The sequence below is a fragment of the Coleofasciculus sp. G1-WW12-02 genome, from assembly GCF_040219735.1.
Lineage (GTDB): Bacteria > Cyanobacteriota > Cyanobacteriia > Cyanobacteriales > Coleofasciculaceae > Coleofasciculus.
In genome coordinates, this window is sequence record NZ_JAVJRX010000020.1 from 1 (window position 1) to 15,355 (window position 15,355).

Below are 15,355 nucleotides of genomic sequence, written 5' to 3' on the forward strand. Positions count from 1 at the left end.
TCCCCACTCAGTTAGTTCTCTCCGTGCCGGAGCAAAAGGGGCAAGCCTTCGCCTCTGCCAAACTGCTGTACTCGACTCATAGCCAAAACGAGGCGAAGCCTTCCCCCTTCATCGGATTTCCACGACCCCTGAATCCTTACACAAAAACAGCAATTGGATCGAGTAATTTATTCCCTGATTCGCCATCGAGACAAGGCAGTAGCACAGGAACTTTATTTCCGCCTGCAAGAAAGTGAACAATCCTTTGCTGAACTTGCTCGCCACTATTCCCAAGGTGCAGAGGCGAAAACCGGTGGCTTAATCGGTCCAGTTACTCTCAATGTACCCCATCCCCAACTCGCCAAACTCCTCAGCATCAGCCAACCGGGGCAGCTATTACCTCCAACTCGCCTAGGAGAGTGGTGGCTGATTGTGCGAGTCGAAAAATTTCTACCGGCTCAACTGGATCAACCCATGCGCCAAAAATTACTCGATGAAAAGTTCACCGCCTGGTTAAACGAACAACTTCAACCCTCAACTCCAGAATCTTCTGTGCGTTTAAACCTAATTAATTCATCACCGAGTTTAGACACTGAACATACCTCCTATCTCAAAAAAGGAGCCTAAAAAAAGAGTAGACACCGCCCCCCCTTAATGCCGTACCATGATTCATTCGACAAAGGACAACTGACAATAACTTATGCGAATTCTAGTTACCATTGCCCACTTTTTTAATCCAGACAGCAAGAGTCGGCACGCTTCCCAAGGACAAGACGCCCAACCCCGTATCCAAGCCTTAAATCAAAGCATTGCCTCCTTACATCAGCTATTTAGTAAATCTCAAGATATTATCAACATCGCTCAACGAAAAGCCATCCCAGCGAACCAGCCTCACGCTTACGAACTCGATATAATTATTTGTACGACTCAAACGAAGCATCTTTTAAATCGCCTCCCCCTACCCGAACATTTCTACAAGCACCACCCCACTCAAGCCGAACCCATGCTGCTAGGATTTGAGTGCCAAGCCGTCTTACGGGATTGTCTGGGTGACTATGATTATTACTGTTATCTGGAAGATGATCTGATCCTCCACGACCCCTGGTTTTTTGTCAAATTAAACTGGTTTACTCAACAAGCGGGAGACTTAAGCGTGCTGCAACCGAATCGTTATGAAGTCTCCACTCACACATTAACCACCAAAGCTTACATTGATGGGGATTTAGCGCCAAAGGTAACCGCACCCTTTCAGACTGTACAGGAAAAACCCAAAATTAACGAGAAAATTATGGGAATGCCGATCACCTTTCATCGCGCCCTGAATCCTCATTCTGGCTGCTACTTTTTAAATGCAAATCAGATGGACTCTTGGGTGAGCCAGCCCCATTTCTTAGATCGCGACACCCGCTTCATTAGTCCCCTGGAAAGTGCAGCAACGTTGGGAATTATGAAAACATTTCGGATTTACAAACCGTCACCCAACCAGGCAAATTTTTTGGAGATTCAGCACTTTGGCTCAGCATTTGTCAGACTGATTGGAGAACGGGTGGGTTTGGCAGTGAGTTGAAGTTGTGTATAGCAGTAGACACATCGATTAGGACATTTGCCAACCTGCACCAAAGAAATCATAGAATTTACGAATTAATTGTAGGGGCACGGCAGTGCCGTGCCCTGTTAAGCTAGTTTGGGCGATGAATTAGGCGTAGTTAAGCTGATGGGGGAAAGGGCTTTAGCCCTTACTACGAACATCCGGCGCGATCGCTATGGGTGCACGTCGGTGCGCCCCTACATTATGATAAACGTGCCATGTCTGTTGTAGAGACGTAGCCTGCTACGTCTCTACAATCAGGATAAACCGATTCAACGAACCGAACGATAGTAGTATGGCAGAACACAAACGGATTGGTATTCTCACCAGTGGTGGGGATTGTGCAGGGTTAAATGCGGCGATTCGAGCGGTGGTTCACCGAGCGGTGGGAACGTATAATTGGGAGGTTTGGGGCATTTATCGCGCTACCCAAGGGTTGATGCAACGTCCTCCCCAAGCAGCTCGCCTTGAACCTCAGCAAGTGGATACGGCGCTAACCCTCGCCGGAACGATTTTGGGAACGACGAATAAAGGAAACCCCTTTGCATTTCCCATGTCCGATGGTACCGTGCGCGATCGCTCCTCGGAAATTATTGAAGGGTATCATGAGTTAGGACTCGATGCCCTGATTGGCATTGGCGGTGATGGCAGTTTGGCGATTTTGCGGAAACTAGCTGAAGTTGGGGGGATAAATTTGGTGGGGATTCCCAAAACCATTGATAATGATGTAGGGATTACCGAGCGCTCCATCGGATTTGATACAGCGGTAAATATTGCCACCGAAGCCCTAGACCGCTTACAGTTTACCGCCGCCAGCCATGATCGGGTGATGATTCTTGAAGTTATGGGACGCGATGCGGGTCATATTGCGATTAGTGCCGGAATTGCGGGGGGTGCTGATATTATTCTAATTCCGGAAATCCCCTATACTCTAGAACGAATCTGCCAGCAAATCCAACAGCGCAAACAACAGGGAAAAAACTATAGTGTAGCCATAGTTTCCGAAGCCGTTCCCACGGAATCCGGGGAAGTGGTGCAGAATACCCTTAGTTTTGGCGAATGTCGCTATGGCGGGGTGGGTCATTATTTAGCGGAGCGAATTAGCGCCTTAAGTGGTGCAGAAACACGAGTAACGGTGTTGGGACATACCCAGCGAGGTGGGACTCCCTCACCCTTAGATCGCCTCACCGCCTCGGCTTTCGGTGTAGCAGCGGTAGATTTAATTGCTGAGCATGACTACGATAAGATGGTCACCTGGCAGAATCGACAGGTTGTCAGCGTACCGATTGTAGACGCGATCAGTCAATACCAAGCCGTGGATGCCCAGGGAACTCTGGTGAAAACCGCCAGAGGTTTGGGAATTTGTCTAGGAGATTAATCACCCTTGAAGTTCTGAGGTTGTAGCGGCAAGATAAGAAAAGGGACACAAGACTAAATCAGGCTTGATGTCCCTTAAAGTCTTGTCTGATAATCCGTGGTTAATTTCCAGGGTAATCAACTATGAATGTAGCTGCCCAACAAAAATCTCACCAAAGGTAGAACTGAACTTATAGATATCGTTAATGATAACCCAGAAATGGGTTTCTGGTCGGTTATCTAGCTTACATAAAGATCTGTGCGATCGCGGGTCAACCGCTATAGCGACCCTACAGATGAAAGCATTTGAGCGGGGTAAGAGTCTCAAGCCATCGAAGTTCTATTCAATCGAGATAGATTGAGGTCCGCTCGTCCTGCCATTGTCACTTCCTGTAGGAGTGGTTGTATAGCTGGTTGAGCCAGTTTGCTGATTAAGCCAACTTTTAACGGGGTCATCTGAAAGATTGAGTCGAAACACTCCCGAACAAAATCCGCCTAAGAAGGCTACAGGCTGTTGGAACAATTCTTTAACGATAGGGGTGAGTTCATCAAGAAACATCTGTGAAATTCTCCTCTGGTCAACGATAAGTTTGTTTGGGGATGGCATGGACAAAAGCCAACGCTCTATCTGCCAAGACTTACACACCCAAGCTTTAGGCAAAGTGGCATTACCATTATCTTACATTTCACTCGCCAAAGCACCACAAAAAAACGAGTAAGGCAACAATCAGGGTTAATGAGGTGAACGGTTTCAATGAATTTAAGATATCCACCGGAAACAAGATGAGAACCTCTGAAAATAGCCAACTCATAATCAGCAGCAGCGAAATCAAGATAATTAAAGGCACAGTACCTCCAGAGTCAAACGAGTGTGGCAGATGCCAAGGTGTCACCTCTTAAACTATATAGAAGCGGGAAATCAGATAGAACAAGAGTAGACAGTCTCATCAACTGGTACTCAAGGGGGATAGGGAAAGACGTTAACAGTGTTTCCAGGAGAGTGAAGGTATGTTACGGCGCAAGGGTTCTCAAGCATTAATAGCCATGGTGATAGCCCTAACGGCTACACCCGTTTTATCCCAGTCAGCCAATTTTGGCAGGTTAACCTTATCACCCGGATTTTCCTCAGCGTCAGGAGCGGCGATAGGTACGACAGGGGGTTCATTTTCATTGCCGTCGCTAGTGAACCGCGATCGCGAAAATAATCCTTGTTTGGGTTACGCCGAAGAAACTCCCGATCACATCATAAACTTACAAGCAAATTTTAATCAGCTCCAGATCGCTGTTGATAGTGGCGGTCAAGACACAACCCTCTTGATTACTGGACCCAAGGGCTTTAAGTTGTGCGGTGATGATACAGGCACAAGTAAAGATGCTAGCGTAACCAGCTCAAACTTTGAGGCAGGAGAGTATAAAGTTTGGGTGGGAACCATCAATCCCAATCAAGCCTGGAACTATACCCTGACTGTGCGAGAGTAGCCAAGAACGATAAGATAGTCAATGAGTTGTTTACGTTTGTTTGTCTTAACTCGCTTGTGCTATCCACGTTTTTAGCTGACTTCCGCATCATCTTTGATCGCGACCCCGCTGCTCGCAACTGGCTCGAGGTTTTATTATGCTACCCCGGTCTACAGGCACTCCTGTTTCACCGCCTCTGCCATTGGTTGCATACTATGGGGATTCCGTTCATCCCTCGTTTTATTTCTCAGTTTTCTCGCAGCTTGACGGGTATTGAGATCCATCCCGGCGCTCAAATTGGTCAAGGTGTCTTCATTGATCATGGCATGGGTGTTGTCATTGGTGAGACGGCAATTGTTGGTAATTACTGTCTTATTTATCAAGGCGTCACCCTAGGGGGTACGGGGAAAGAATGTGGCAAACGCCATCCCACCTTAGGAGAAAATGTAGTTGTTGGTGCGGGTGCTAAGGTTCTCGGCAACATTCAAATCGGCAACAATGTCCGTATTGGTGCAGGTTCAGTCGTTTTGCGCGATGTTCCGTCTGATTGTACAGTTGTTGGTATCCCAGGTCGAATTGTTTATCGTTCTGGAGTGCGAGTTAATCCCCTAGAACATGGTAGTTTGCCCGATTCCGAAGCCACTGTGATTCGATCATTAGTAGATCGGATTGAAGCCCTGGAACAAAAGTTGGCACAGTTAAGCGAAAAGCAATCATCGACACCGATGCAGAATTGGTGCGATCTAGATGCTGAACAGGTTTCAGTAGCTACGGCGGGTAGCTGCCAACTTCGGGATAAAGCGATTCAGCAATTTTTGGATGGAGCTGGAATTTAAAGGAAATACCAGAATTCATCTGATAGGCTTTGAATTGGATAGTCCCTGTTGCCTATTCCCCGTTAACTTGATTGTGCCAGAAGTCTCCCGCCATAATCTACGATTTGGCGGCGAGATGAATCGCGCCTTGTGACAAAACTTGTTTTTATAAACTTATGCTTAAGAGACTTTACTATCAATTACTTGGATATGTTATAGTAAACAGAATAGGCTAGAATTCTAGCCGCAAACCGCGAAAACCAAGCGGCAAGAACTTTCATTCTGCCTTGGAAGGGCGGCTGCGCGGGTTCTCCCATTGAGGAGACAAAGGTTGCATTCCAACCAGAGACGCGCTCGTAAGACCAGCATGCTTTCGGGTATAGCGGCTTCGGTGAATGAGACGCGAAGCCTACACCATAGCGTTAGTTTGGTGTAGGTAGTTCACGAGTTCCCTTTGATTAGTACATTCGACTCAGTACATAATCAGTTAGCTCGACTAAAGCTGTCGTAGCTGGCGACGGTTTTAGTGGCGCTAGGTTTTCTAAGGCGAGGCGAGCATGGTAAGCCGCCAGTTCACGCGATCGCTCAATACCCCGACTCTCCATAACTAATGCCAAGGCTTGGCTAATGTCATCCGGTTGAGCAAACTCTCGCTCAATCAATACCTCTAAGTAGGGTTTTTCTTCCATCGCGTATAAGACGGGAGCAGTTAGATTCCCGCTGCTCAAATCAGAACCCGCCGGCTTGCCCAACACTTCTGTGGATGCGGTGAAATCCAGGATATCATCAACAATCTGAAAGGCTAACCCTAGATGATTTCCATAGCGGTACAGATTTTCGGCAAACTCAGCTGAGACGCCACTCAAGAGTCCGGCTGACTTGGAACTGTTGGCCATCAGGGATGCCGTTTTCTTGTAGGTCTTTTCTAGATAGGTTTCAATGGTGGTACTCGCCTCAAATCGGGTCAGTCCCTGCTGAATTTCTCCCTCCGCCATATCCTTAATCACTTCGGAGAGCAACTTGACTACCTCTAAGTTGTTGAGATTAGCCAGATACCAAGCGGATTGACCAAACAAAAAATCTCCCGCCAGTACCGCGATGCGGTTATTGAACAAACTATTAACCGTGGGGACATTACGACGGACTGATGATTCATCCACGACATCATCATGAACCAGAGACGCGGTATGAATCATTTCGGTAATTTCCGCTAGACGGCGATGACGGGGGGTAATGTCGGAATCCAGCACCGTCGCTCGCGCAATCAATAGGACAATGGCTGGTCTTACCCGCTTGCCCCCAGCCCCAAATAGGTGTTCTGCTGCGGCATAGAGGATAGGGTGGCGGGCACCCACTAAGTTCTTTAAGTTCTCGGTCAGCAGATGGAGGTCTGCTTCAACAGGGGCAAAAAGGGAAGTCACTGAGGTCATGGATTGGGCGACTCAGAAATTAGGTTACGAAAGTTTACATATTCTTTCCTTAATTTTAAGCGAAGCGTCCCAAGTAGGGAAATCTGTTTGACCAATAACATGTCTGGGGGGACTTCCAGGAATTGTATCGACTTATTAAGTTGATAAGAAAATTCCTGGAATTCCCTGGAACTGTTATGTTAAGCTAAATATTAAGGGTTTCAAAAGATTAATCGACTGATTGACTCCGAGGTGGTAGGGACAACTCGCTTCCTTACCTTTAGGTTAAGGTGCCGTTAGGTAGGCAGAGATAGCCTCAAGGTTTTGGATGACGGCTTGGTGTTTTGACTAAGTGTCGTCCTCTATTTTACATAAACAGGAGCTTTCCGCTAGGAAACCTGTCGAGCTTCATCCAACTGAGTTGGATCAAGGCTTGTACATATCACCGCCAGTAATAGTGAAGCAACTGAACAAGCTGGGGAAGTTTTCCCCAGAGTTCCTGGTGGCAGGATTTATTCCACTGCCGGTGGGCTAGTACCGTTGCATCAGTTTCTATGGAATCTTACATGACTTTGCTGTTCGTCCACACTATGATTTACACTGATATGCCTTTGATTATTCCTGTTCTGGCAACTGTTTATTTGGTCGCGATTTACTTGCTGTTAATGGCAGCTCAACGCACAAAAAAGAGTTCGCACTACCTAGCTAACTCTTTTAGTGACGTTTATGCTACTTCAGTGGGTCTGGCATCAAATGCTACATCTACAACGGATGAAGAACAATCACCAGCTTCAACGGTTCAAGAAGTGAGTAGTCCACCACTAAGTTGACCTTTCATACCACTCATACAGGGTTCAGACCCGAACAGCGGGGGAGCTTTCTTATCCGGAGAGAATTGGTGGAAACCTTTGACTCTGACAGGTTGATGTTTAGCCAAGTCTCTCTCACCCCCCATTCAAATAATTCTTATTATTATTTATTAAGCTAAATCATAAATTTTTGATTTCTGATTAGATTATGGCATGTGAGTATCCCTGTTTAGATTTTGGATTTTAGCTAGCTCGGCGAGAAGCCCCGCTCTATAATCTTTGATGCGAGAGCCAGGATGCGTCACAAGCTTGGCTGAGACTTGCGCTTAAGGTACGATGTCGTTTAGTTTAGATTGTTTGCATCAAAAGAAAGCCTGTAGTTGCATGACTTCAGATTCTGACCAACTATTATCTATGTCAACGGTTGCCGAGAGCAACATGGCAGTGGATTGCCAATCTCAAGTCCGCCTGAAACAGACCAAGGAAGGGCTACAGCTTGTCTTACCCTCAGTGGAAGATATGTCCGATGCCAATTGGTCTGATATGTGGCAACAGTTTAAGCATCGCTGGCATGGAGGCGATCGCTTCTGGTCAATGCCAGCTACAGTACATCTGATGGCAGGTGACCAACTATTGGATGGACTGAAGTTACAAGCGATCGCGGATGTATTGAACGACGTGGGACTACGAATTTCGCGGGTACACACCAGCCGACGACAAACAGCCGTTGCTGCGGCGACAGCCGGGTATTGTATTGAGCAACAATCAGCTAACTATTCTCTCCATCAAACCCCTGAACCCATTCAGGAGTTAACTGAACCCCTATACTTACAAATGACCGTGCGATCGGGCGTGGAAATTCGCCATCCTGGTACTATTGTTATACTGGGAGACCTAAACCCGGGTGGTACAGTGATTGCAGCCGGAGACATCTTCATCTGGGGACGTCTACGTGGGGTAGCTCATGCGGGAGCTGATGGCAATCGCTCCTGTCGGATTATGGCTCTGAAAATGGAACCAACCCAACTCCGGATCGCGGATGCTGTGGCTAGGGCACCGGAGACGCCACCGATTGAGTTTTATCCAGAGGTGGCGTATGTCACACCCCAAGGTATTCGTATTGCTAGAGCTGCTGATTTTGCTAAGACCCAGTTATTGTTAAATTCATGAGTCGTATTATAGTGATCACCTCTGGCAAAGGAGGGGTGGGTAAAACAACGGTTACGGCGAATTTAGGCGTGGCGATCGCTAAATTAGGTCGTCAGGTGGCACTCATTGATGCCGATTTTGGTCTAAGAAACTTAGATTTGCTCCTAGGGCTAGAAAATCGGGTGGTTTATACCGCCATTGAAGTATTCGCAGGGCAATGTCGCTTAGAGCAAGCATTGGTAAAAGATAAGCGCCAAGAGGGATTGGTTCTGCTTCCTGCTGCCCAAAGCCGGAACAAGGAAGCGGTTAGCCCCGAGCAAATGAAAAAACTCATTGCTGTGTTATCCCAGAAGTATGACTACATCTTAGTGGACTCTCCAGCCGGAATCGAAATGGGATTCCGTAACGCGATTGTGGCGGCGTCGGAGGCGTTAATCGTGACAACGCCAGAAATTGCGGCGGTGCGAGATGCTGATCGCGTTGTGGGTTTACTAGAAGCTCAAGGGATTAAGCGTATCTTCCTGATTGTTAACCGTCTTAAACCCGCCATGGTGCAAGCGGATCAAATGATGTCTGTTCAAGATGTCCAAGAGCTTCTGGCAATTCCTTTAATTGGCGTCATTCCTGATGATGAGCGCGTGATTGTTTCCAGTAATCGGGGCGAACCCTTAGCCCTAGCAGAAAACCTCACGCTCCCCGGTATCGCCATTCACAATATCGCTCGGCGTTTGGAAGGAGACAAAGTTCCCTTTCTTGATTTGATGGCGGAACATGACACCCTGATTAACCGTATCCGTCGCTTGTTCCGCAGTTAAATTAGTTAGTTAAATTTTGAGTGTTGATAATCAATTAACCCAACTCATCACTCATCACTCCTCACTCACCACGGATGCAAAACCCCATGATTAGCGAACTTCTAGAACGACTTTTTCCCTGGACAAGTGCCAGTAACAGTCGCGCGGAAGTCAAACGCCGCCTACAACTGGTGATTGCCCACGATCGCGCCGATCTCAGTCCACAGATGATTGAGTCGATGCGCTCCGAAATTTTAGAAGTTGTGTCTCGTTATGTGGAGATTGATCAAGAGGGTTTGGAGTTTACCCTAGAAAGTAACCAACGGGCAACAGCATTAATTGCCAATCTTCCCATCCGCAGAGTTAAGGAAGAAGAACCTCCCTTACAATCTGTTGATTAAGGTATCACTACTTAATCTAAAATCAAAAATTGTTAGGTAGTCGTGCCAAGTTTAACTTTGGCCCAATTTACGGAAGTATTGAGAATCGCTACAGTTTGCCCAAATTATCTCACAATAGGTTAAATTCAAGAGATTAAACCAAAGGATAGTCATGCAATGAAGCTATTTTTCCGTCATAGTCTCTTGTCGGAGGAGATTCAACAAAATCAGTACCCGAACCCACATAGGCGTTAGGAGTATTAACGCTGGCAGTTTTTGGGGTAGTTTCTAAAATTATCAAATCTCCTTAAAGAACTAATTTGGTGGATTAGAATTGTAGGGGCGCAGGTCGCGTGCGCCCGATTTAACCGTAAAATCTTTTCCACAATTTTAGCTGTGCCACGCCGCTATCGTGAGGAGAGCGTTCGCGCAGCGTTCTCGAAGATTAGTGTAACACACTATTGCTCAAAACTTTTTTGTTCAATCAGGTGAGGGACTTACCCAGTTTGGCGATAGAGAAGTCTAGGTACAACCTCAGTAGCGAATAGAGTAAGCAGACTGTAGCGCCAATAGGTGACCCATCCTTGATTTCGCCAGTCCCCTAAAACCCATCTCGAAGCGATAAAAAGGGTCAATACCAAAATCAGACCTATCCCGCCAAAGATCAATCGTCCTTTCCAGGAGGAGGGCGGTGTAAACTGAGGTTGGGTGAGGAAAAAACCTGTAATTACTCCTAAAGAACGAGCTAAAGGTTCCCATAAACTGGCGATAAAAAACGTCACGACGACAACAGTAACCCGAAGGATAAACCTCTGTTTGACAGGAATAGACCAGACTGTACCTATCCCCGCAAAAAGAATACCTACAATCAATCCGCCGACTACATCTAGAGGAAAGTGAACGCCTAAGTAGAGGCGTGATACGGCAATTAGGGGAAGAATAATTATACTCCACACCCATAGCCAGAGGCGGTTGTGGTGTAAAGATAAGTAAATCCAAAAGGTTGCTGAACCTTGGACATGTCCACTGGGAAAAGATGCATTTTCACTCGTTGCGATCGCGTCAGCAGAGGCGATGTCCGGATTTAACTCGAAGGGACGAGGCATATCAAATAGTTCTTTGAGGATTGTATTACACCCATAACTAATCCCTAAGAGTAGTCCTAACTGGCGCCCTGTCCACGGATCGATTAACCAGTAATAGAGGGTAAGGAAGGCGATATAGGCATATTCTGAACCGAGATTGGTAATGGCAAAGACTAAAGGCTGGAAGCGCTGTCCTAGCAGTTCCTGAATCCATTCAATAGTTGTCATCGCTTCTTAAAATTTAGATGAATTGTTGCATCTTTGCGGCTTTGCTTATGCCATCTGCTCTAAATCATTTCTGATTGGCTTAATTCCAGAGGTTACTTGATGAATCCATCCCACATAGTCGGTTTGTACCCGTTTAAAAAAAGCCGCTATCATCCAATCTTCTAAACTATGAGCAGCATAGTCTTTTGAATAGGGTTCTCGGAAGAGTTCTATCAACCAGTGAGCATAACGAAGTTTCCCTTGATTTCCATCCAGAATAATTAATTGTCCTCCAGGTTTAAGCAGGCGAAAGCATTCTTGTACGATTAACTGGGAAATCTGGGGTGGCGTTTCGTGTAATACCATAGAGACTGTGACTAAATCAAACGAAGCATCATCAAAATCCGTAGCTTCAGCTAAACCATGCTGCCATTGTATATCTAGCCCTGCTTGCTGTGCTTTGTAGTCTGCCACAATCAGCATATAGGGAGACAAATCTAATCCGATGACGACGGCTTCTTTAAACGCCTGCTTTAACATCAACGTTGTTGAACCTGTACCGCAACCGAGATCGACAATTCGGCTGGGCGGCTTCTCAATAGTTGTTATTAACTTTTCGCGAATCCGAGTTTCATTGGGTGGGGAAGCGTAAGCCGTCACAGTATCATAGGTTATAGCCGCGACAGTATTAAGGTAACCGCATTGAATACCATGAAAGTTTTGCTGACTGTAATAGTCTGGATAAATGAGATTGGTTTGTCGGAAACGTTCACTCTGCTTTTGCCAATTAATGGTTTCATAGAACTGGAGTTGATCCTGACCAATCAGGGCGCTTATGATTGGCTTCAGTAAAAGCTCTCCTATTTTGTTTTTACGGATAGACATGGTAATCTCTTCCTCTCATAGTTTGTCTCTAATGAAAAACAAAAACTGGCAGACCCGCTGCACAAATGAACATAACAAACCTATTAATTTTATCGGTTCGCCCTGAATTATACATGAGCAATTTAAGGTAGAAGCCGCCAAAAGAAGCAGAAAAAATTAATACAAATATCCTAATTTTATCCCATAAACACTGGAGCAGGTATCAGAAATTAAAGGCAAACACCTTAGGGGCGGTCTACTGCACAAATGAACACCATCAACCTATTAATTTTATCGGGTCGCCCTCGATTAGGTATTGGTAATTATCTGACACCGCGTACATTAGACAGGGGCGAGTCGAGACAAGTTAATTGGAGACACCGCCACATTTTATCAGCGACTCGCCCCTACAATCTCAAAAATCGCAATAATCTCCACAATCCTTACAATCCCTGACCTTGCAGCAGAATCAGGAAATCTTCAGGGAGTTTTGTGGTAAGCTAATAAACATTCAAAACGCTTGACTCTGATTATGCAGTTAAAGTCTATCAAACAAAAAAAAATCTTTTCAACGCCATAAAAGTTATATCCACCAGTCTGATCAGTGGCGCAATTGGACTAGAACTCTGGAATATTTATGCTTTGTTCAGTGATCTGAGTGTCCCCACAATCCTGGAACCCGTTTTTTGGCTGGAGCGTTTTGCCGTTACCATTCATTTAGTGGAGGCAATTATCGCGGCGGCTTATGCACCTTCTCGACAAAAGACACCCATCGTTTATGGAACTTATACGTTCTTTGTGGGTACAGTGGGTTTGTTAGAATTATTCGATCAGGATGATGAGTAGATGTGGCGAAATTTTCCATCCTTGTTATCAGTCTGGATTACCTAATAGTTAGAACTCAAAACTCAAAGCACTCCAAACTTTTTCAAGTTACAAGCTGTCATGCATTTACAGCGCTTTTGGTAGTAAGTGAGGTACACAGACAGATCCCCGACAAGTCCTACGAAGTCGGGGATCTTGGTTGAGGCTGTACCTAATCAACCACCAAATCTGCTGTAAATTCAGTATTAATAGCGAGCAAGATGCTCGCACTACAACGATTTCGCAAAGGATATTCAAAAGTTTGATTTCTCGGACTTTTTCCCTTGATTAGGTATGTAGTTTTTTGTGCTTCGGCGATCGCTCTTAGGTTGAATAGCACGTTCAGATGAGGCTGGTGGGCATTGCCCACCCTACGATATATCAAGGGTTTCGGCGCTCCAAAAATGCACGCTTTTCAGTGCCATTCCTCTTAGATTGGTCTACTTTAGAATCGTTTACGGGAACGATTCTAGTTACCTTGCGAGTTCCATAGATACCGTTGTTAACGCCGTTTCCGATATCTGCGTTGTTGTCGGTGTCTGGCTATTTCCTTGCGTTTGTGCTTTTCCAAGGGAGTTTCAAAAAAGCGGTTCTTCTTCATGTCTGAGAAAATCCCAGCGCGAGATACTTTGCGCTTGAATCGTCTAAGTCCAGATTCAATTCCCTCGTTTTCTCCAATAATCACTTGAGCCATGCTTATCTCCTTTGAAGCTCAACACAAAAAGGGCAGACAATTACCTGCCCTCAAAATTCAAAAGCTATAATAATTTAATTCCTTATCGTTCCTAATTTCATAGAAAAATAAGGAAATCAGCTTTTGAAACTCCCACCGCTAAATGCTTAACCTTATAGCGCTCTTGCCACAACTGTCAGGGTGAGAAAATAACTTTTCTCACCAGAAGGCGCGATTTATGTCACCACTCTCATCCAGTGTAGCGATATCAGTATGACACAAAAAACGAAACATTCACTATCCATCCCCACCGCACGAGATGAGTGGGGAATTGGAGCGATTTTACTTAGAAAGAGCTACGGCTATAGTCACCGCGATTTCCATTTCCATTGCTTCGTTCCCGTGGTCTTGCTTTGTTAACCTTCATTGAGCGTCCCATCCATTCAGCACCATCAAGGGTTTCAATGGCACTGTCTTCGTTAGAGTCAGACTCCATCTCCACAAAGGCAAACCCTCGTGGACGTCCGGTTTCACGATCTTTAGGTACACTCACACGAGTGACGGTGCCGTATTCGGCAAAAACTTCCGTCAGATCCTCTTGAGTTACATCGTAGGACAAATTACCAACGTAAATAGACATAAGGCACTTCCTTTTACTGAACCTGTAGCGAGATGAATCGGAGAAGTGCCTGCGGACAAAATCGAAATCGAAAAAATCGAAACAAGCTTACTTACCGAAAATCAACCGTATCTACTCTAGCATTGATGGGGGGAGTTTGGCAAGATATTTAACTTGTCTGGATCATCTCCCCCCAATCTACCCCTTATCCCTTATCTTCCTGTTGTGCGACTTGCTGCTTCACCTGACTCACACTATCCGGATTCAGGGAAATCGAATCAATTCCCGCTTCGACTAAAAACGCGGCAAAATCCGGATGATCGCTGGGTGCTTGTCCACAAATACCCACCTTGCGATCGCACTGATGCGCGGTTTTAATCAGTCGCAGGATCATTTTCTTGAGCGCCAGATTGCGTTCGTCAAATAGATGGGACAGATCTCCAGAATCTCGATCCACCCCTAAAACTAACTGAGTCAGGTCATTACTACCAATGGAGAAGCCATCAAAGCGTTCAGAAAACTCCTCCGCTAACTCCACATTAGAGGGAATTTCGCACATCACATAAACTTCTAACTCATTTTCCCCCCGCTTGAGTCCATTTTCTGCCAAGACGTGGAGAACCTTATCCGCCTCATCCAGGGTGCGACAGAATGGAATCATGATAATCACATTATTAAAGCCGATTTCTTCTCGTACCCGTTTCAAGGCGCGACATTCCAAGGCAAACCCTTCCCGGTAGCGATCGCTATAATACCGAGATGCGCCCCGGAACCCCAGCATGGGGTTGGCTTCCTTTGGTTCAAATTGAATCTGTTGGCGTGCATCTTCATCCTCTAACTCATCCCAATGAATCAACGCCATGGGATGAATTTTAATCACATTATTGATAATAAACTCCATCCGTGCCAACCCAATGCCTTCACAGGGTAATCGCCACCAGCGAAACGCTGCATCCGGACTGGCAACATTCATCATAATTTGGGTTTTGGTTTGGGGAATTTCTTCCAAGTTGAGTTCCGATTCCTCATACTCTAATATTCCCTGATAAATCAAACCGCGATCGCATCCCCTATACTCAGTCCAGAAATGATTTCTTTGCCCTTTTCCTTGAGGCTATAGGTTTTTAATGATCCGGCTTCTAAGCCATCAGGTACACGAACCCCTTCATCTTTTAGGCTACGAATCATTTCACCTAATGAAGCATTCTTCCCCCCGACTATTGACACATCAAATGACTAAGCTATATCCCTCAGACTTTTACCAGATGACACTGTACCGGAAAATTCCAGATGTAGCAGAAGGCTC

The 15,355-nt window shown here is 45.8% G+C and carries 20 protein-coding genes and 1 pseudogene; 13 read left to right on the forward strand and 8 right to left on the reverse strand.

The genetic code is table 11. The annotated features are described in order from the left end of the window. The 4 genes from RID09_RS02890 to RID09_RS02905 all read left to right on the forward strand — a co-directional run. A partial coding sequence (locus RID09_RS02890) for a hypothetical protein (RefSeq protein ID WP_446334450.1) occupies window positions 1-236 on the forward strand: 236 nt, incomplete at its 5' end. Further along, complete coding sequence (locus RID09_RS02895) at window positions 154-606, forward strand: peptidylprolyl isomerase (protein WP_446334451.1); 453 nt, start codon at window positions 154-156, stop codon at window positions 604-606. The genes RID09_RS02890 and RID09_RS02895, both read left to right, overlap by 83 nt. Window positions 607-679: 73 nt before the next feature. Continuing rightward, window positions 680-1,546, forward strand: a complete 867-nt coding sequence (locus tag RID09_RS02900) for a calcium-binding protein (RefSeq protein ID WP_446334452.1) — start codon at window positions 680-682, stop codon at window positions 1,544-1,546. 316 nt (window positions 1,547-1,862) lie between these two features. Continuing rightward, complete coding sequence (locus RID09_RS02905) at window positions 1,863-2,945, forward strand: ATP-dependent 6-phosphofructokinase (protein WP_446334453.1); 1,083 nt, start codon at window positions 1,863-1,865, stop codon at window positions 2,943-2,945. A gap of 318 nt (window positions 2,946-3,263) precedes the next feature. Here RID09_RS02905 and RID09_RS02910 read toward each other — a convergent pair whose 3' ends face one another. Then, window positions 3,264-3,482 (reverse strand): hypothetical protein, encoded by a 219-nt coding sequence (locus RID09_RS02910; RefSeq protein WP_446334454.1) that lies wholly within the window; start codon window positions 3,480-3,482, stop codon window positions 3,264-3,266. A gap of 449 nt (window positions 3,483-3,931) precedes the next feature. On the opposite strand from RID09_RS02910, the gene RID09_RS02915 reads away from it, so the two are divergent. Genes RID09_RS02915 through RID09_RS02925 form a run of 3 tightly spaced genes read left to right on the forward strand, consistent with a single transcriptional unit; the run spans window position 3,932 to window position 5,350 of the window. Then, the gene (locus RID09_RS02915) at window positions 3,932-4,402 is read left to right on the forward strand and encodes a hypothetical protein (RefSeq protein ID WP_446334455.1); all 471 of its coding nucleotides are present in this window, start codon (window positions 3,932-3,934) and stop codon (window positions 4,400-4,402) included. Between the two features lie 56 nt (window positions 4,403-4,458). Continuing rightward, entirely contained in the window at window positions 4,459-5,217 is a 759-nt protein-coding gene (gene cysE / locus RID09_RS02920; RefSeq protein ID WP_446334456.1) for a serine O-acetyltransferase, read from the forward strand. After that, window positions 5,201-5,350 carry a hypothetical protein gene (locus RID09_RS02925; RefSeq protein WP_446334457.1) on the forward strand — a complete coding sequence of 50 codons (150 nt, stop codon included), beginning with the start codon at window positions 5,201-5,203 and terminating at the stop codon, window positions 5,348-5,350. Before cysE ends, RID09_RS02925 begins: the two co-directional genes overlap by 17 nt. A 304-nt stretch (window positions 5,351-5,654) precedes the next feature. On the opposite strand, the gene sds is transcribed toward RID09_RS02925, so the two are convergent. Then, complete coding sequence (gene sds / locus RID09_RS02930) at window positions 5,655-6,626, reverse strand: solanesyl diphosphate synthase (RefSeq protein ID WP_446334458.1); 972 nt, start codon at window positions 6,624-6,626, stop codon at window positions 5,655-5,657. A gap of 584 nt (window positions 6,627-7,210) precedes the next feature. On the opposite strand from sds, the gene RID09_RS02935 reads away from it, so the two are divergent. From RID09_RS02935 to minE, 4 genes are all read left to right on the forward strand, one after another. Further along, window positions 7,211-7,435, forward strand: a complete 225-nt coding sequence (locus RID09_RS02935) for a hypothetical protein (RefSeq protein ID WP_446334459.1) — start codon at window positions 7,211-7,213, stop codon at window positions 7,433-7,435. 363 nt (window positions 7,436-7,798) lie between these two features. Next, window positions 7,799-8,584: a septum site-determining protein MinC gene (gene minC, locus RID09_RS02940; protein WP_446334460.1), complete on the forward strand. Its 786-nt coding sequence runs from the start codon at window positions 7,799-7,801 to the stop codon at window positions 8,582-8,584. Next, window positions 8,581-9,378 (forward strand): septum site-determining protein MinD, encoded by a 798-nt coding sequence (gene minD / locus RID09_RS02945; RefSeq protein WP_446334461.1) that lies wholly within the window; start codon window positions 8,581-8,583, stop codon window positions 9,376-9,378. Before minC ends, minD begins: the two co-directional genes overlap by 4 nt. Before the next feature lie 86 nt (window positions 9,379-9,464). Then, window positions 9,465-9,758, forward strand: coding sequence for a cell division topological specificity factor MinE (gene minE, locus RID09_RS02950; protein ID WP_446334462.1), 294 nt, complete (start codon window positions 9,465-9,467; stop codon window positions 9,756-9,758). 476 nt (window positions 9,759-10,234) lie between these two features. Here the strand turns inward: minE and RID09_RS02955 are convergent, their stop codons facing one another. Together RID09_RS02955 and RID09_RS02960 are read right to left on the reverse strand one after the other, a co-directional pair. Further along, on the reverse strand, window positions 10,235-11,050 hold the full coding sequence (locus RID09_RS02955; protein WP_446334463.1) for a phosphatase PAP2 family protein: 816 nt from the start codon (window positions 11,048-11,050) through the stop codon (window positions 10,235-10,237). 45 nt (window positions 11,051-11,095) lie between these two features. After that, entirely contained in the window at window positions 11,096-11,914 is an 819-nt protein-coding gene (locus RID09_RS02960; RefSeq protein WP_446334464.1) for a class I SAM-dependent methyltransferase, read from the reverse strand. Between the two features lie 246 nt (window positions 11,915-12,160). Here RID09_RS02960 and RID09_RS02965 point away from each other — a divergent pair, with 246 nt between their 5' ends. Together RID09_RS02965 and RID09_RS02970 are read left to right on the forward strand one after the other, a co-directional pair. Further along, window positions 12,161-12,349, forward strand: a complete 189-nt coding sequence (locus RID09_RS02965) for a hypothetical protein (protein WP_446334465.1) — start codon at window positions 12,161-12,163, stop codon at window positions 12,347-12,349. A gap of 120 nt (window positions 12,350-12,469) precedes the next feature. Continuing rightward, window positions 12,470-12,739, forward strand: a complete 270-nt coding sequence (locus tag RID09_RS02970) for a hypothetical protein (RefSeq protein WP_446334508.1) — start codon at window positions 12,470-12,472, stop codon at window positions 12,737-12,739. A 520-nt stretch (window positions 12,740-13,259) separates the two neighbouring features. Here RID09_RS02970 and rpsU read toward each other — a convergent pair. From rpsU to RID09_RS02990, 4 genes and pseudogenes are all read right to left on the reverse strand, one after another. Beyond that, on the reverse strand, window positions 13,260-13,451 hold the full coding sequence (gene rpsU / locus RID09_RS02975; protein WP_006103066.1) for a 30S ribosomal protein S21: 192 nt from the start codon (window positions 13,449-13,451) through the stop codon (window positions 13,260-13,262). Between the two features lie 325 nt (window positions 13,452-13,776). Next, window positions 13,777-14,070 (reverse strand): RNA recognition motif domain-containing protein, encoded by a 294-nt coding sequence (locus RID09_RS02980; protein WP_446334466.1) that lies wholly within the window; start codon window positions 14,068-14,070, stop codon window positions 13,777-13,779. Window positions 14,071-14,254: 184 nt separating this feature from the next. Next, window positions 14,255-15,112: pseudogene (locus tag RID09_RS02985) on the reverse strand (putative PEP-binding protein); the annotation flags it as partial. After that, on the reverse strand, window positions 15,100-15,237 hold the full coding sequence (locus RID09_RS02990) for a hypothetical protein (RefSeq protein ID WP_446334467.1): 138 nt from the start codon (window positions 15,235-15,237) through the stop codon (window positions 15,100-15,102). The gene RID09_RS02990 and the pseudogene RID09_RS02985, both read right to left, overlap by 13 nt. Window positions 15,238-15,355: the final 118 nt, after the last annotated feature.

Excerpts from the sequence above, each read along its gene's own strand:
- RID09_RS02965 (WP_446334465.1), top strand. The coding sequence starts at position 12,161 with ATGAACACCATCAACCTATTAATTTTATCGGGTCGCCCTCGATTAGGT.
- RID09_RS02910 (WP_446334454.1), bottom strand. The coding sequence starts at position 3,482 with ATGTTTCTTGATGAACTCACCCCTATCGTTAAAGAATTGTTCCAACAG.
- rpsU (WP_006103066.1), bottom strand. The coding sequence starts at position 13,451 with ATGGCTCAAGTGATTATTGGAGAAAACGAGGGAATTGAATCTGGACTT.
- RID09_RS02905 (WP_446334453.1), top strand. The coding sequence starts at position 1,863 with ATGGCAGAACACAAACGGATTGGTATTCTCACCAGTGGTGGGGATTGT.
- RID09_RS02900 (WP_446334452.1), top strand. The coding sequence starts at position 680 with ATGCGAATTCTAGTTACCATTGCCCACTTTTTTAATCCAGACAGCAAG.
- RID09_RS02925 (WP_446334457.1), top strand. The coding sequence starts at position 5,201 with ATGGAGCTGGAATTTAAAGGAAATACCAGAATTCATCTGATAGGCTTT.
- minD (WP_446334461.1), top strand. The coding sequence starts at position 8,581 with ATGAGTCGTATTATAGTGATCACCTCTGGCAAAGGAGGGGTGGGTAAA.
- minE (WP_446334462.1), top strand. The coding sequence starts at position 9,465 with ATGATTAGCGAACTTCTAGAACGACTTTTTCCCTGGACAAGTGCCAGT.
- RID09_RS02990 (WP_446334467.1), bottom strand. The coding sequence starts at position 15,237 with ATGATTCGTAGCCTAAAAGATGAAGGGGTTCGTGTACCTGATGGCTTA.
- sds (WP_446334458.1), bottom strand. The coding sequence starts at position 6,626 with ATGACCTCAGTGACTTCCCTTTTTGCCCCTGTTGAAGCAGACCTCCAT.
- RID09_RS02960 (WP_446334464.1), bottom strand. The coding sequence starts at position 11,914 with ATGTCTATCCGTAAAAACAAAATAGGAGAGCTTTTACTGAAGCCAATC.
- RID09_RS02980 (WP_446334466.1), bottom strand. The coding sequence starts at position 14,070 with ATGTCTATTTACGTTGGTAATTTGTCCTACGATGTAACTCAAGAGGAT.
- RID09_RS02955 (WP_446334463.1), bottom strand. The coding sequence starts at position 11,050 with ATGACAACTATTGAATGGATTCAGGAACTGCTAGGACAGCGCTTCCAG.
- RID09_RS02935 (WP_446334459.1), top strand. The coding sequence starts at position 7,211 with ATGCCTTTGATTATTCCTGTTCTGGCAACTGTTTATTTGGTCGCGATT.
- minC (WP_446334460.1), top strand. The coding sequence starts at position 7,799 with ATGACTTCAGATTCTGACCAACTATTATCTATGTCAACGGTTGCCGAG.
- RID09_RS02915 (WP_446334455.1), top strand. The coding sequence starts at position 3,932 with ATGTTACGGCGCAAGGGTTCTCAAGCATTAATAGCCATGGTGATAGCC.